Here is a 16,009-nt window from a genome sequence, read left to right on the forward strand (position 1 = left end):
ACCTCTACTCCATTAAGCCAATGCATAATGAATACTCCGTGTTGTCGGTTCCTGGTGCAGATACGAATCACACCCAAGCTGATGCCATTGACGACCCAAAACCATTGATGAAACTGGTGTTTGCACATTAAACACAAGGTCAAATTTCAAAGGTTTCTTAATATAAGTAATCAGCAGTTGGGCTAATGTCTCCAGTTTGTCAGGGTCATTACGCAGCGCAAAATACTCTTGTTGTTCGATAACTCCGGTATGAATACGAAAAGCATTATTTTGATCATGGATATAACTCCCCAAATGAGCAGTTTCTCCCAATTGATGATTACTGTTACCTAAGCGCAAACACAGCGCTTCCGGAATCCTGACCGTTCTCATCACAAATTCTTCGATCTTAACCCCATCAAGGCCAAGAAAATCTTCAACAAGCACTTTTATCCCAGCTGCAGAACGTTCTGCTTTCGAAAACAATCCAAAATAACGGAGTTTTAAACGTGCCAGAGAAGAGTTTTGCTCATGATCGACCACACCAAGCAGGCTGTATAGCATCTGCCAGTAGTTACTTTTCTCATTCTCTACTGCGTTAAAATTAAATTTGAATAGAGACCAGGCATCATAAAGCTTAGGAAGCATCTGGCTATGAATGATATCCAGAAACTCACGCGGTGCATCTAACTCATCCCAATGACTATCGAGAAGCTCTTCGTTGTAGAAATCCGGCAAGGGTGATGACAAACCGTATAAACCAGATATCTGAGTGATAATTTCATAACCTGATTCCTTATCAGCAACAATTACATCACTAATATCTGTTTGGCTATAGCCTAATCCTAACTCTGGTCGCACAGATATTGTTCTTGCAGGTCGTCGCGGAGAAACCGGATAACAAGCATTAATTTTATCTAAAATCCTGTAAACCTGAAAAAATTCGTATTCCTGATGATTTTCAACAATATCTTTTTCTATAACAGATAGATTCTCACTGACGACACTTGCCACTGACTTTATTTTCGCCATTGACTTTACGTTTGCCATTGCATTATCTCTCCATTATTAATATTAGTAAGAGACAACATTAAGAAGCTATTAATATCATTAAACTGGCTAAATATAGTAAATAACAACTCGCCAAATAAATATAAATCACCAACACTTGCAAAGCTGCTACCATCTACTTCTATCTGCAAGTTACGGCCTCGGATCAAATAACCTTTCTGCAATCTCTCCACAGGCACTTCGGTAAGACTTTGCAAAGAGTCAATTCGCTTTTTATTAGCAGCATGTTCTCGGGTGTCACTTTGCTCGGTTGGATTATACAGACTGAGCATAGTTTTCAGGTTATCAAGGTTTGCTACCGGCAAGTAGTTCACCGTCAGGTGTGTAATAAGCTTCCATAAGGTTCTCCCACCCGTGACAGGAGCAATATACTCACTGATAGTCGACACATTCTGCAAGCTAACCAGATCCGGAATATCTGGCGTATTGACGCTTACATCTCCGACTTTCAGTTGCCCGGCAAGAGATCCGTTCGAGCATTTCAGCTTCGCCGTCAGCACTTCTCTGGGCGGCATATCCATATCGTTGGGATAGCTGACTCGTAGAATATTGTCTTGATCGTTAACACCTGCGTAATGTTGGATTAGCTCATAAACCGGATTATTTCCAGTTTCTTTCGCAGCTAACGAAAAGCTTTGATATTCCATCTTCTCTGATGAACGACGACTCTGACCATGTAAACTCACAATAGAGTTAATGGTAAGACTTTTATCCAAATTCCGAACAGGATTGATTGGCATATCATAGGACTTATGATCCAAGGCGATAGGCTCAGCATCCGTATCAAATAAGTTGACAGCCGGCGCACAAAATAAGCGAACATTACTTTTATCAATATTAAGATTATGCGCATGCTGATCAAGTACAAATTTGATCTTAAATACTTTCGGCAGCCGACCAATGTTATCAAGCCCACCAATATTTAAGAATAAAAATTTGAACTTATTAATAAAGTACTCTTGAACCCTTCGATATCCGTTAAGGTCAGAGCTATTATTCTCTAACAATGACGTGTCATTCCATCCTTCTGAAGTCAGGCAATCCGAAGGCAGGTTGTACTCATCATTACCAGCAACCAAAACTACTTTTTTAACATGCTTTGTCAACAGATAATAAAGTTGACTGGCAACAACGTAATCACCAGAAAGATGCAGAGGAAGGTCCGACAAACTCAGTTCAGCATTCGCCAAACTGGTATTATACATAGCAACTTCAATACTGGACCCGTTCGATTCATGAAGCACATTACAGTTGCTTATCGTCAGGGGATATACGACAACATCGCGACAGATATGAAATCGACAGCTGCGACCAGATATTTTCTTCGAATCTACTTTACTTCCTGATTCAATAGTCACCGGATTATTTAGTATATTTCTCGGAGAGAATTCAACGATTGTTGTTGCTGGTATTTCCTTCAAATAGTCAGGGGCAATAATACGTAATATTGATTGAGCAAAATCAGGAAAGTCATTATCAAGACGCTCCTGAATCCCTGCACTTAAGAATGCAGTACCCTGTAAAATCCTTTCAACATCAGGATCAGTACTGCTGCCAGATAAATGTGGCGCCAACACCGGATACTTACGAGCAAAATCCCGGGCTCCATCCCGCAATACTCTTAATTCATTTTGATAAAGATCTGTTTTCATGCACCATGTTCGCCTATAATTCTTGCTCGTCTATAACCTTTACTCGCCAGCAAGATTGCTCGCTTAAAGCCCGGATTGACTTAGGTTTTTCAGTTAAGCCAAAGGCTCAACCTGAACTCTGCCATCCATATTAATATAAATACTGGCATTCACTTCCTGATTCGAAAGGCCTTCAACATTTGCATTAAACTGCCAACTCAGACGAATTGCCGTACTATTTTTTTCATCATATTTCAGCTTAAAACCACCCAGTCTTTTCTCATAATGAGATATTTGATATTCCATTTCTTCTGACAGAAACTCAACATCAACACCAGAGTGCGACTGAAACATACTACGTAGGTCAGGAAGCCCCATGTTCTCATCAATTAACACGTTGCCTCGCTGAGTATTCAGAAGCAACTCAATATCGGCCGCTATTTCATCCGGTAAATCGTAGCTGTCAGCGGTACTTTTCTTACCCGCCTGCCACTCTTCAATACGTTTAAGCAAACGCTTCCCAGCCATCAGGAATCAGCTCCGAAATTATCTTCAAATTCAATGCCATCAACCTCATGAACCCACGAAATTCTGTCGTATATAAATGAAACTTTCTCCATATGCCCTAACCGTGAATCAGCTCCAACGCTATCAAATTCGACAGAAAAATTGACTGCAATAATCTGGGCGTTATGCAACGTCTGGGTAAAATACAGCTCTTCGTTACCAGCACTGTCAATCCGATACCATTCAATGACCACTTTATTCAGTAATTCACCACCATTCAGAGCCTGGTATAACATTGGCGTCGTACGATCGATATCTTTAAGAATCGTGATTGGCATATGCATACGCTTGCCACTTACTAAACCACGATTATCAGTTGGTAATTTAACGGAATGATCACAGGCATAGGCAATGATGGCGCCTTTTCGTCCTTCGAGAACACATTCACCTTCAATTAGCCCTTGTTCTTCCGCCTCAATTTTTACGTATCCAGGTAATGCCATAATGAAATCCTTAATTTTTCAATAGTATTCACTTTGAAATGCAGCAACGTCAGGCTTTTTCAAGCCTTCCTTTTTCTTTCAAAGTAAATGTTTTCCCCATATATTTAAAATGCGGAGTCAATATTATCCGAATCAAATACCATCCACCCCGCCCTTCGGCCTCACGAACCTTGACGGAAGCACTTCTGAGAGGCCTCTTGGCACGAACGCCTGGAGAAGGACTATCCATATCCGAAACAAACTGCCGTAGCCATGAATTCAATGATTGTTCAATTTGCGATCGGGTTTGCCAGGTGCCAATATTTTCTCTCTGCATGATTTTCAGATAGTGAGAAAAGCGGCAACTGATCATGATAAAAGGTAATTGACCATCCAGGTGTTGATTCATAACATCATCAGCCCCACTGGTTTCATCATCTGAATAATTCAAACAGGCAGGCACCGCTGAGAATCCAGCTGTGCGACAACGCTTATATATACTAAGAGCAGTGAAGCCGTGGCGAGTAAGCTGATGCAGCGTTTTATCTGAAATCATTACTTCTGTAGGAATGATATTCCGAATACGGCTATTTGATTCCTTAATCGATATTTCATCAACCAGGCCATATTCATCACCGGTAACATTAACGAACCAGCGGTATTTCGCAAAACTGCGAATAAATACACTTGCCAGAGCAACAGATGAAGGCCCCCAAACACCGCTAACAGATCCTGGCCCTGATTCGCTAAAGCGTACTCCTGAATCATAGTTCTCATAGCGGCTACGCAATAAAAACCGAGGCAATGCCAGGGCAACATAACGACTGTCAGAGCTGCTGCGGAAACTTTGCCAGCGAGCGTAAGCAGGCTGCCCAAAGTGAGCATCAAGATCTCTGATTGTTGGCAGCTCTGAAAATGAAGAGACACCTAACAAAGAAGCACTGGCATTGCTGATTACCGGGCAATGTGACATTGCCGCAACAGCCGCCATATTCTTAATTAAAGCGACATCCTGTGAGTTTTCTCCAATATCAAAGTCAGTTACGATCAGTGTATAAGGCTTGCCTCCCAGCTGGCCAAACTCCCGCTGATACACTTTTTCATACAGAGAACTTTGAGTGATATCTGGTGAATCTTCAAAATCTTCAGTCAGTGCTTTCTTACTGGAATTCCACAATATGACTTCAATATTTTCATCACCGGGTGTATTCCGGCGTAAAAAGTCGATCGTTCTCCAACTCTGCTCCAGTTGAGAGAAAATTGTATGGTTCAGAACTTCATTAAGCTGCTGCTGAATTCTTTGCTCAAGATCAGCTTGTATCAGTAAACGATCAGCCTGAGTGTCAAACTCTGAATCAGAATATTGAAACTCCTCAAGCAGAGGTTGAATTTCCTTACGCTTAACATTCTCTTCCGTCAGCAATCGATACAGCTGAGAAGCACGATTTAATAAAGGAATATCTCTGATTAATTGATCAGGAACAAACTGATCTATACTCACCAATTGATAATCAATTTCAAGCAAGACATCGAAACGAGGCTGAAGATGATTAGGAATATTTGCCTTGAAGCAAACATTCCAATTTCTCATCAATTCACCAACATCAGCTTTTAACAATCGATGATCATCAATATCAACAACTTCAGACCGGTCATCTGCTGTTAAATCAGCAATGACCAGTATGCGCATCGGCAATTCACGCTCAATCTGATTATGATCAGAAAATGTTAAATTAATACGATCTGTAATCGCTTCCACTTTCAACCCCTACCAGCAATAAGCAATCGTTGAAGGAAGATCAAGAGGAACGGTATCCAGGGTTTGAATAACCGGACGCTGCCCTTCGATTTCATAGTTCAGATCAATATAACGAACATTCAGATTTTCTAACTGAGCCTGCTGATTAGGAAAATCTTCCGGAGTAAATACACGACGTCCGCCGTGGAAATCTGTTAAGAACTTAGCAAATCCTTTTACGCCATTGTAATCCTTAGTCAGCATCAGCTGGCCAATATCAATTCGAAGACTGACATCACCACAGTTTTCAAGAGACCATAAAAAGTTATGTTGAGTCGGATAATTATAATTCGCCATTGTTTGCGTACCACTGCTACAGTGCAGATCAATAAACGTTGCATATGGCGATACAGAAGCATCCGGGTTTGAGCCTGATGGCAGCGCATTCATCGAAACAACAAACTCATTACCCACCACAAAAGCACCGTCACTGGCTTTATTAACAACCTCAAGGAAGGCATCATCCAACTGCAAACTCCGGTCATTTACATCTGCTTTGATATAACCACGCTTGTAACGTTTGGAAACAAAGGGAGCAACCTCTGTATCAACAAAGTTCCATAACAGCCCTTCTTCCCCAACAATTGCATTACCAAGCTCATTCCTTGGAATACCACTCAATTCAGCAAGTACATTGTTTTCCCAACGATCCTGAATTTCGCAGCTGCTTTCGCGTTGCATATAGTCATATGCAGTATCAATTGGGCCAGTAAATAACTGCCAGAATAAACGTGTATTCGATACAGGCCGTCCGACCAAAGATTGCAGGTCTTTAACAGAGCCCCATGCCGATGCAACTGGCCCTGAGCCTTTTTCGGGTGAATCAGGCGAAGTAAACAGCGTCGTGATTGAATCTAACGACTGTGAGCGGGATGACGCACGGAATGCTACTTCAGCCAAAGCCTGCTTATAAGCATCAACTGACTTTACAGCATCATCTAATACGCTGTCTCCAGCATCATCTTTTTGTCCCTTAGTCGCTTTCTTATGAATTTTCAAGCCTTGCTTTGCCAGCTTACCGGCCTTACCCAGTTTTCCTAATGCCTTCTTCAGCAGTCGGTTGTTGCCTCTGCCTTTTCGACCATCACTAATAGAGTATGATTGGATTTCCGTAAATAAAGCGAGCTGGCCTTTCGATGGATAATCAGCATCTTCAAACGGAGAAAGCTGTTGATACATGTCTTCCATCAAGCGGAAATATGGATTATCGGATGTTGCCATTCGATCCAGTAACGCAGACCATTCCTCCCGATCTCGTTGCTTGAACTTACCTTCATCAAAGTTCCGGGCAAACAATAACCAGGTTTCGATATATTCCCGTTGATAATAAAGGTCAAAGTCCTGTTTGATTTCCGTCAGCTGCTTATCATCACTGTTTGCTCTCTGAAACTCAGAAAGGAAACTCTGAATGAATTCATAACCACTCAAGGTAAAAGCAGGCTGAATAACAGGAGGTTCTGGCAGAGTGATCGATCCACCCCAGTAGTCTTTGAGACGCACTGAATCAAACCCTTGAGAATCAGCCCACTGAACAATCCAGGAATAATCACCATGATTATTCTTAATCAGATACAACAGTTTTGATTGCAAGCTGATCTTTTCATCATTCAGGGCAACCAGAGAAGGGTTCCACCCCACATAGGTTGTATAAAGCTCACTGTATAAAGAAGAAGCATCTGAGCTAACACTTAAATCCTGAACTGCAATATAGTCTTTACCAATAGGCAGATCTTCACCAACTTCCTCCTCTGGAGGATTCAGGCGATCCTGAAGAATATTAATTCGGCGTACCAAGCCTCCCGCTAAAGCACTGATATTGCGTCGTTCAAGCGCATCAATCGTTACCTTCAGATTGTTATCATAAGGCGCCAGCAAGCTCTTCTGCATAACATGAACAAACTCTTCCTTCAGATCGACCACCGGATTTACATTACCGGAAATCAGTGACCATGGGACAATTGAGCCTTCCTGATACGCTTCCAATGACTCAATCAGGTCTTTTAATCGGTAGAGGTTTTCCAGTCGGGAATCAATAGACATTTTTTCAGATGAAACATCAATTTTACTGGAAGAGTAATTCGTATAAATATCGTTAAGGGCTTCACGGTCTTGATTAAACAAAGCAGAAAGAGCAACCAGAGCAACAAAGGTCACCGCTCCGCTGATACCAAAGGCATAACGACTGATCGCACGCCGGAAGCGCACTGCACTTGGCAAATTAACAAGGAAGCTACGATCTGATGGCAGGATCTTGGTGAACAGATCGTGAAGAAACATCCCATCTGCTACTGTTTTTCCCTGTTCATCATGAACACTGGAAGAAAAGTACAAGCCCCTGAATGGCGGTGCTTCCTGATAAGCGTTACCTTTCAATGCTGTTTTAATGAAGGTATGCAAGCCGGCACGCAAACGCTCCATTGCAACTGGCAACATCAAAACATCATCACTGACATTACTGTCTTGTTCCAGCATTAATAAACGCAAGTCTTTTAATCGGGCAGTCACATTATCCAGCGCATGATTTGCTATCGACTCATAATCACCAGAATCTGAATCATTAAGATACCCCATCGCCTGTACTTTGCTGTCTTCTGGTAATCCATTTACCCATTCTGAAAACCCGGGAATCAAATCAGATTTCGTCACCATCAGGTAAACCGGCACTTTCACTTCCAGTTTTTCCATCATACGGTTAATGCTATTACGAACCTGACGGCCTTCTTCAAGCAACTCAGCTTCACTTGCTCCCAATAACCGGTTAGCAGCCACAACAAGAATAACCCCATTTAGAGGCTCTTTTTGTTTATGCTTTGCAACCATATTGAGCAACTGGGTCCACTCTTTACGGTCACGCTCCAGATTATCAGGTACGGCATAACGACCAGCAGTATCGAGCACAATGCCTTCTTCATGAAGCCACCATTCAATATTCAGCGTAGAGCCTTCTTGCTTCTCGGAGAGATCAATGGAGGGTAATAGTAACTTCGCATTACGTAAGCTGGTGCTTTTACCAGAAGTTGGGCGACCAAAAATCATGTACCAAGGAAGAACGTATAACGGATCTCCCTGGAATTTCAGTTGAGAACGCTTTAATGCACGAACCGTTCGGTTCCAGCCAAAGCGTAACGAGCGACTTAATTCAGCCGGCGTCATCCCCAAATCATCAGAGTCATTAACACCTTCACCCTGATTTAGAATACTTTTGACCTGATTACGCGCCCGGTACCGAATAATAAGCTTCCGGATAATAACAACTGTCAGCCACAGGCCGAAAATTGCCCCCAATGCATAAGCACCCTCAATCATTGGCCGCTCAAGCAGGTAGGTAATACTGAGAACAACCGATGAAACCAGCAGGATGATAAACATCCAAAGCAAAATTTTCAGAAACGTTTTCATATTAATTTACTAACTTAATAATGTCAGAGACCCATCCATTGATCTGAACGGCATAGAATAAGAATGCACCAGCCACTGCAACAAAAGGAAATACAGAAAACACCGGCAGTAAATTTTTCCGGCTTTTCATTAATTTATTTTCTCGCATATCTTTTTGGTAGGCATGAGAAAACAAAATAGTTTCATCAAGATTTGCCAGTGAATCTTCAGGAAACAGAAGTGATAAGTTGTATCCTCTGGCCTCCTCAATCCTTGGTCGGTCTTCAGGCATAAAGTACTTACCCTTAAAACCGAGCCCGATACACATCAGGTAAATTTCCCGAATCTCACTATCACTCCCCTGCCGATTCAGCAAATTAAGGCGATCGTAAAACTCACTGCCCGCATTTGTTGTATCAAAATAATGGCGCTGCAGAGAGTCATTTTTCCAGCTGTGTCTGTCTTTCCACTCAGAAGTCAGAATCAACTCATCAATATAAGCAACAACCGGAAACAGCGACTTCATGCGTACCTGTTCGTCAGTTCCAGACGCCGCAATGGTCGCCAGAGCTCTGTCAATCCAGCTTCTGAACTTTTTCTTAAGCTCTTCTGACGTTAACGAACCATCGGTACTCAAAGCATTTGTCAGGTTTCGAGCAGCCAACAAGCTTTCGAGATAATGATCAAGTAATCTCATTACACTTCCCTATTTTTTCAGAATAACAAGCTCAATCGTTAAATCTTCAGGCGCCTCATCCCAAACTAAAGAAAGACGTTGCTTGTTCGCTACATGACTCCATTTTTCATCATGAACATCAATACGGGCATAATTTGCATGGCTTTTCTTCGGCAGCCCTGCTGGCGGCCCTGGCATATGCAAAACACCAATCCCCGGCAAAGAGCGCTCAATTAATATATCTACCATATCTGGCTCAGCTAGCTTTGCGGTGGTCAGGAAAGACTGAGAATGATCTGACCATGGCGACTCTGTATTGAGAATCAGATAAAAGTCCACCTGCCCCTCAAAAAATTCATTTGGAATTTCAACCTGATAACGTGTTTCATTACGAGAAAACTCAACAAGAAACTGAGGCCCGATAGAAATTTCATTCAACAGTTGAGTAATAAGAGTTCGTGCAGCATTAAAGCACTCCCACACATTAACATGGTGATAAGGTGGTAATTCAGACTCACCATCTTTATTTTCACCAAGGAAATTAATATTCCGGGAAAAAATACTCGCCTCACCAACCAACTCTCTCATCTGACCGTAAACATCCCAGGGAGAAACAGAGGTGGTTTCTGAAACATGCAAAAAACGAGGAACATAACGTGACAAAGCCTGCAGGCCCAGTCGATAACGCAGGATATTTGGATCCGCAGAGTTATTAGCCGAGGCATCAGCAATACTGTTTAGCTGAAATGCACGACCACTAAGTTCATCTCGTAACTCTTTAATCAAGCTCATTGCAATATCGGATGAACCGATATTTACCATTGGTGGAATGTATTGCTTTACATAAACCAGTCTTTCACCATCAAGTGCAATTCGTGTTACCGGAATAACAAGATAGTCTGCATGGTCATCCAATTCATGCTCAAAAATTATTTTCAGCTTGTAAAACAATGATTGTACTTCGGCCTGTTGATCGTTTTGATAAACATCACTAACCGCCTCAGGATCCGCTTTGGTATAGAAGCGGGTACTGACTTTAGCTACATCTTCATCGTTATGTACCACAGTCACGTTTGCTTCAAGAGAGCTGAGCTTCTTAACTCCGATATAAACCGTCAAAGGTTCCTCAGGATCAATGTCAACATCAGCTAAAGAACGTCCTTGCAATACAGCATTTGATGCTGTATCAACCATTGCACCATCCTGAAAAATCAGAGTGGCTTTCTCAATATCAATATGCTTTGTTGCCAAAGATTCTTTAGCCAGAGACAGCTCAGACACACCCCAAAACCATGGGCGACTGAATTCACGAATTTTATTCAGATTTTCAGCTTGAGAAAGCTCCGCATATTGAAAATGCTGCGGCTGCAGGAACATACCCTGACGCCAGAAAACAGGTTTAACCATTAGTACACTCCAGCCAACCTACAAAATTAAAAGAGTTTCGTTTCTTCTTTATCAACGACATTCACTTCACGGGTACTCTTTCTTCCCAAAGAAACCCGAATAAACATATCATCCGGAACAGCACGCGCTTCATCAGCGATTAAACCAACACCAGATAACACAATATCAACGGCACCACGTTTAGCTTCCTTCACCGGAATATCAAATGTATGGATATCCAGCTCTGTATTTAAGCCGAAATAACCTGAAATAAGGCCAACATACATAGCTCCCTGAGCACGATCGAGAGCAATAACCTTTTTCTCTCCGGGTTGAATGATCAAACGATCAAATTGAGCTATTGAGTCGTCAACACGCCCTTCATTAAGAAGTTTCACCGCACCTTCCCGTGTCGCGGAAACCCCTTGAAAAGTGTTTGGGTCATTAAGTTGAAATATACCGACCATCAGGGTATGAGGCCTGCCACTGATGGCATTTAAATCTTCTGGCGCAGCGGCGTGAACATGAATAGCCCGCTCTTCGTAAATCCAATCTTCCGGAGCCACTTCCAGAATGGTTTTACTGGCACAACCGGTAATCGAAGCAAAAAAAATCAGCAGGAAAGTACTCTTTCCTAAAAAATTAAATAATTTCACAATGCGTCCTGCAAAAGTAAACCCGCGTCAACGACGCAGGTTTTATCACGAACACTGGGTAACGAATTAACCCCAGTTCGAGTCAGCCAGAGGCTGAATCAGGCAGATGTTGAACCGAAGCGATAAGCACCTTCGGTGCCTGCAGCTTCATGGGTCCAGGTAATAGAGCCTGGGTTAATATGTAAAACTTCCATATGACCCAGATGCGCTTGAGATGGGTCACCGATGCTAGGTAATACGGTTTCAATATCAACCAGCACAGCGTTTTCCATTTCCATTACATAGTACAACTCTTCTTCACCACTGGCAGAAATACGGTACCAGTTAATGGTGATGTCCAGCTGTTCGCCAGAAGTCAGTGCGTTGTGCAGCAGAGGCGTCGCCTTATCGATCATTTTTGTGATCTGCATTGGACGCATACCAGGCATACTGGTGATCTGACCATTTTGCTCGTTAGTGCCACGAGGCACATGATGATGGAAGGCCTGAACCATAATTTCATCTTCGTGACCATCCTGTGTCGCCGTACCAACAGAATCTTCACTCAATGCACCAGAGCTAATCTCACCCTGATTTTGCCCTTCAATTATCATATAAGCAGGAATTGCCATTGACTATCTCCTTAAAAATTTACTTACTCTTTATCCAGTTTTCCGGCAAGTGACAAAGTGAAGCTCGACCCCATATATTTAAAGTGCGGTCGGACATTCATTTCGACACGATAGAAACCTGGATTTCCTTCATCGTCGGTAACAACGATACTTGCTTCCCGCAACGGCTTCCGGCTGCGTACCTCAGGTGGCGGGTTATCCTGATCGGCAACATATTGGCGAACCCATTGGTTCAGTTCTCGATCAAGGTCATTTCGGGTTTTCCAGCTGCCGATATGCTCACGTTGCAGCACTTTAATATAGTGAGCTAATCGATCAATCATAAACAGATAAGGCAATTCTGTGCCTAACTTATAATTCGTTTCAGCCTGTTTTCCTTCCGGGCTATTACCAAAGAATTTAGGTTTCTGGCAGCTGTTTGCGGAGAAGAAAGTGGCATTATCAGTGCCTTTACGAGCAACCAACCCAACAAAGCCCTGTTCAGAAAGTTCAAACTCCTGGCGATCTGAAACCATTACTTCACTTGGGCTATACAGGCGGGTTTCACCGTTCTCTTCATACTTATACACCGGTAAATCCAGCACCTCACCACCACTTTGCGGACCGATAATATTCGGACACCAGCGGTACTCAGCAAAAGAGCGAGACATATTGGCAGCAAATGCATAAGACGCGTTACCCCAACACAGCTTGCCAAAGTTATTATCAATGCCTTCCTGATAATTAAACTCTTTGATTTTATTATCTTCACCATAAGGTGAGCGAAGCATAAACCGGGGAACCGTCAGAGCAACATTCCGGGCATCATCCGACTCACGGAAGCTCTGCCATTTTGCGTATTGCGGCCCCTCAAAAATGGATTCCAGGTCTTTTAATGCCGGCAAGCCTTCAAAGCTATCTAAACCAAAGAACTTAGGACCCGCTGCTGCAATAAATGGTGCATGAGACATAGCGCCAATGGCTGCAAGGTCCTGCAACAAGCGCATATCCTGAGCATTCGGATCAATAGAATAACCAGAAATAATAGCGCCATAAGGCTTGCCACCAAACTGGCCATACTCAGCCGAGTAAACATGCTTATATAAACCAGAGCGAGTAACATCAGGTGCATCTTCAAAGTCTTCAATCAGCTCGTCTTTGCTGGTACTCAGCATTTCAATCCGAATATTCTGTTTGAAGTCAGTACGGTTAACTAAAAAGTGAAGACCACGCCATGCAGATTCAACTTTTTTAAAGTCATCGGCATGAATAATCTCATCCAGCTGAGAACTGATTTTGCTATCAATCGCATCAATCATGTCATCAACCAGTTTCTTTTCGATTTTCTCAACACTCTTGTTGTTTTTGAGAAGATCGGAAATAAATGCTTCAACGCCCTGACGCGCTGTATCAAAGCCATCGTCATCAGGATTCATACGCGTCTCAAGCATCACCTGATCTAACAGCGAAGCAGATTCTGTTACAACGCTTCCTGCAACTTCATTTTCGGTTACTGTTGTCATATCAGTTACTCCCCACCCAAGCCCAGTTCGTTCATAATTTGCTCGCGCGTTTCATCATTTTCGAGAATCGCCTGAATGGTTTTACGAAAAGCAGGAACATTGCCTAACGGCCCCTTAAGAGCCTGAAGTGCACGACGCAATTCCAGCAAACTTGCCAGCTCAGGCACTTGTTCAGCAACACGCGCCGGGCCAAAGTCTTTCAGTGAATCCATCTTCAGATTCACATTAATTTCTTCGTCTTTATTTTCAGACAAAGCATTAGGAACCGAAAAGCTCATCGACAAATTATGACTTTTAACAACGTCATTAAAATTGTCTTTATTAATATTAATCGGCTCACGATCCTCGATAACATCATCGCTTTCACGACCAGTAAAGTCATCAACCACTAATAATTTCAGCGGCAGTTCAACATCCTCAGATGCCCCACCGGTATTTGATTTATAAGAAATATTAATGCGTTCTTTAGGAGCAACACTACCATTACTAGCCATACTGGCCTCCTTGTGCTAACTAAATTAACTGGTTATGCCAGTTGCGGTAATTGGATCAAGCCAACACAGACGTTTAAATGCGCTGTTTTTGCCCTCTTCAACACCATCAAAATTTTCATCAACCCGCTCATAAGCCCTGATCAGAAGATCATAAGCACGAGCAACAAAATCGGCTTCCCACTCAGCGACCGATGTTTTTTCAATATTTTCGATAAACTGCTTTAACAGAGAAATAGCAACATCAACATGTCCGGCGTTGGAGATTAATTCTGCACTGGCCAAGCGTACGCGATACTTATCTCGTTCATTCGCCGGAGTATACGCATCGGTCAGATAAGACAACCCTTCCTGCAGTTTTCCTGAAGCCGCCAGCTTCTCAGCCTCAGCAACAACCTCAGCTAATGCATCACTCTGATCACTACCTGAGCCATCAGCAACTACAGATGCCATCAATGTCGTCAACCAAAAACGGGCCTGGTCATCAGCAAACGGAGTTCCATCCGAGTATTGCAATTCAACAATAGCGGGAACCCGCGAGATAAAACCAACCAACTCATGCACCAAGGCATCTTTTGCTTTTTGGTACTCAGCACCCAGTTCCTCCAAGGAAGAAACAATCAAACGCGTGCCATCAAACCAATACGGCATCTTTGCGGCCAAAGGTTCTGCCTGAGCAATCACCTCAGAATATTCCTGCTGCTCAAACAGTGCCTGTATTTTTTTAAATTTATCAGCAGGAGGTTTAGGCAATTGTGTTTTGCCATCTTTATTCGGAGGAAGCTTATCAATAGAATCCCATAAAGCAGAGCGCGAATAACGATAACGACGCGGGTCTGACGGCTTTTGCGCAGCATAAAAATCAGCAAGCTTACGCAAACCATCCTGAATTTGCCGGTAAGCTTTTTTAGCATCTGAGTCACCGGCTAAATCGCCCACTTCAACAGCAACAGAGGGAGCTGTCTTTTTATCCGGTGTAGCAGTCGCTTTCGGTGTTGGTGTAGCTGGAGCTGCCTGAACCGGTGGATTTTCAGGCACAAGTTCCTCGGCACTACTCATCGCTTCGGTAGTATCGGTAGATTGGCTGGTTTTTTCCTGAACAGCGGCTTGTGCTTGCACTGCTGCTGCCTCAACTGCGGCAGCACTTTCTTTTTCTTTCTTTTGTTTTAACTCGTACTCAGCAGCTTGCTTAGCTTGCTTGAGTAAACGATTCAGATCCATCACCTGCGGTGCTTTGTCAGCCATTTTCTCTGACAAAGAAAAATCAAGATTTTTCAGTAAACCTGCAGATTCAACAACGTGCTCCTGATCTTGCTCAGAAACCAGCGTAGCCTCCATAAAACGACAGGCCTTCTCAGAAAACCACTCAACAGCAACTTTACGGCCACGCAAACGTTTAACCGGTGGAAATGAAACATCCCAGAAGTTTTCGACCAGATCGTTGAAGATGATCAGACCTGTACGTAAACCAACATACCCCTCGACCTCCATCAAAGCGACTGTCAGATATGAAGCCAGTGCAAAATCTTTCGTTGTGTTTTGCAGCAAGTCGGAAGAAAGCTCACGGACAGTTTGCCAGTCCAATGTTTCAGCAGAAATAGATTCAAGCTTTGCCAGTTCAGCCTCTAGCGTTTCATAAACAGGCTCGTACTTGGCATTAATACCGGCGGGAGAATCTCCAGGAATTGCGACTTTTCCAAGTTCGGAGAGAGGATGAGAGAATTCAGCCATTTCTACTTCCATATAGCTCTATGATGAGATTATTTGTGCACCACAAATAACTTTAAAATGTAACGGCACCCTGCCAATAAAGTCAGACCACTCGACTGTAACTTCGCGAA

13 protein-coding genes are annotated in these 16,009 nt (G+C 42.9%); all 13 read right to left on the reverse strand.

From position 1 onward, the window contains the following. Positions 1-12: 12 nt before the first annotated feature. The 13 genes from tssG to tssA all read right to left on the reverse strand — a co-directional run bounded on the left by tssG (position 13) and on the right by tssA (position 15,899). Positions 13-1,029 carry a type VI secretion system baseplate subunit TssG gene (gene tssG, locus ACO05E_RS00765; RefSeq protein ID WP_419811100.1) on the reverse strand — a complete coding sequence of 339 codons (1,017 nt, stop codon included), beginning with the start codon at positions 1,027-1,029 and terminating at the stop codon, positions 13-15. After that, positions 1,017-2,702, reverse strand: a complete 1,686-nt coding sequence (gene tssF / locus ACO05E_RS00770) for a type VI secretion system baseplate subunit TssF (protein ID WP_419811101.1) — start codon at positions 2,700-2,702, stop codon at positions 1,017-1,019. The genes tssG and tssF overlap by 13 nt, the downstream gene beginning before the upstream one ends. A gap of 93 nt (positions 2,703-2,795) precedes the next feature. Then, entirely contained in the window at positions 2,796-3,209 is a 414-nt protein-coding gene (locus ACO05E_RS00775; RefSeq protein ID WP_419811102.1) for a GPW/gp25 family protein, read from the reverse strand. Next, positions 3,209-3,691 carry a type VI secretion system tube protein TssD gene (gene tssD, locus ACO05E_RS00780; RefSeq protein ID WP_419811103.1) on the reverse strand — a complete coding sequence of 161 codons (483 nt, stop codon included), beginning with the start codon at positions 3,689-3,691 and terminating at the stop codon, positions 3,209-3,211. Before tssD ends, ACO05E_RS00775 begins: the two co-directional genes overlap by 1 nt. A 49-nt stretch (positions 3,692-3,740) precedes the next feature. Further along, positions 3,741-5,429 (reverse strand): type VI secretion system contractile sheath large subunit, encoded by a 1,689-nt coding sequence (gene tssC / locus ACO05E_RS00785; RefSeq protein ID WP_419811104.1) that lies wholly within the window; start codon positions 5,427-5,429, stop codon positions 3,741-3,743. Between the two features lie 9 nt (positions 5,430-5,438). Further along, complete coding sequence (locus tag ACO05E_RS00790; RefSeq protein ID WP_419811105.1) at positions 5,439-8,867, reverse strand: type VI secretion protein IcmF/TssM N-terminal domain-containing protein; 3,429 nt, start codon at positions 8,865-8,867, stop codon at positions 5,439-5,441. Between the two features lies 1 nt (position 8,868). Then, positions 8,869-9,543, reverse strand: a complete 675-nt coding sequence (locus ACO05E_RS00795; RefSeq protein WP_419811106.1) for a DotU family type IV/VI secretion system protein — start codon at positions 9,541-9,543, stop codon at positions 8,869-8,871. A gap of 9 nt (positions 9,544-9,552) precedes the next feature. Beyond that, entirely contained in the window at positions 9,553-10,929 is a 1,377-nt protein-coding gene (gene tssK, locus ACO05E_RS00800; RefSeq protein ID WP_419811107.1) for a type VI secretion system baseplate subunit TssK, read from the reverse strand. A 26-nt stretch (positions 10,930-10,955) separates the two neighbouring features. Then, positions 10,956-11,564: a type VI secretion system lipoprotein TssJ gene (gene tssJ / locus ACO05E_RS00805; RefSeq protein ID WP_419811108.1), complete on the reverse strand. Its 609-nt coding sequence runs from the start codon at positions 11,562-11,564 to the stop codon at positions 10,956-10,958. 98 nt (positions 11,565-11,662) lie between these two features. Further along, positions 11,663-12,175: an Hcp family type VI secretion system effector gene (locus tag ACO05E_RS00810; protein ID WP_419811109.1), complete on the reverse strand. Its 513-nt coding sequence runs from the start codon at positions 12,173-12,175 to the stop codon at positions 11,663-11,665. A gap of 23 nt (positions 12,176-12,198) precedes the next feature. Next, on the reverse strand, positions 12,199-13,677 hold the full coding sequence (tssC, locus tag ACO05E_RS00815; RefSeq protein ID WP_419811110.1) for a type VI secretion system contractile sheath large subunit: 1,479 nt from the start codon (positions 13,675-13,677) through the stop codon (positions 12,199-12,201). Positions 13,678-13,682: 5 nt separating this feature from the next. Further along, positions 13,683-14,171 (reverse strand): type VI secretion system contractile sheath small subunit, encoded by a 489-nt coding sequence (tssB, locus tag ACO05E_RS00820; protein ID WP_419811111.1) that lies wholly within the window; start codon positions 14,169-14,171, stop codon positions 13,683-13,685. 24 nt (positions 14,172-14,195) lie between these two features. Beyond that, positions 14,196-15,899 carry a type VI secretion system protein TssA gene (gene tssA, locus ACO05E_RS00825; protein ID WP_419811112.1) on the reverse strand — a complete coding sequence of 568 codons (1,704 nt, stop codon included), beginning with the start codon at positions 15,897-15,899 and terminating at the stop codon, positions 14,196-14,198. Positions 15,900-16,009 lie beyond the last annotated feature (110 nt).

The organism is Bacterioplanoides sp. (assembly GCF_965226395.1).
Classification (GTDB): domain Bacteria; phylum Pseudomonadota; class Gammaproteobacteria; order Pseudomonadales; family Oceanobacteraceae; genus Bacterioplanoides.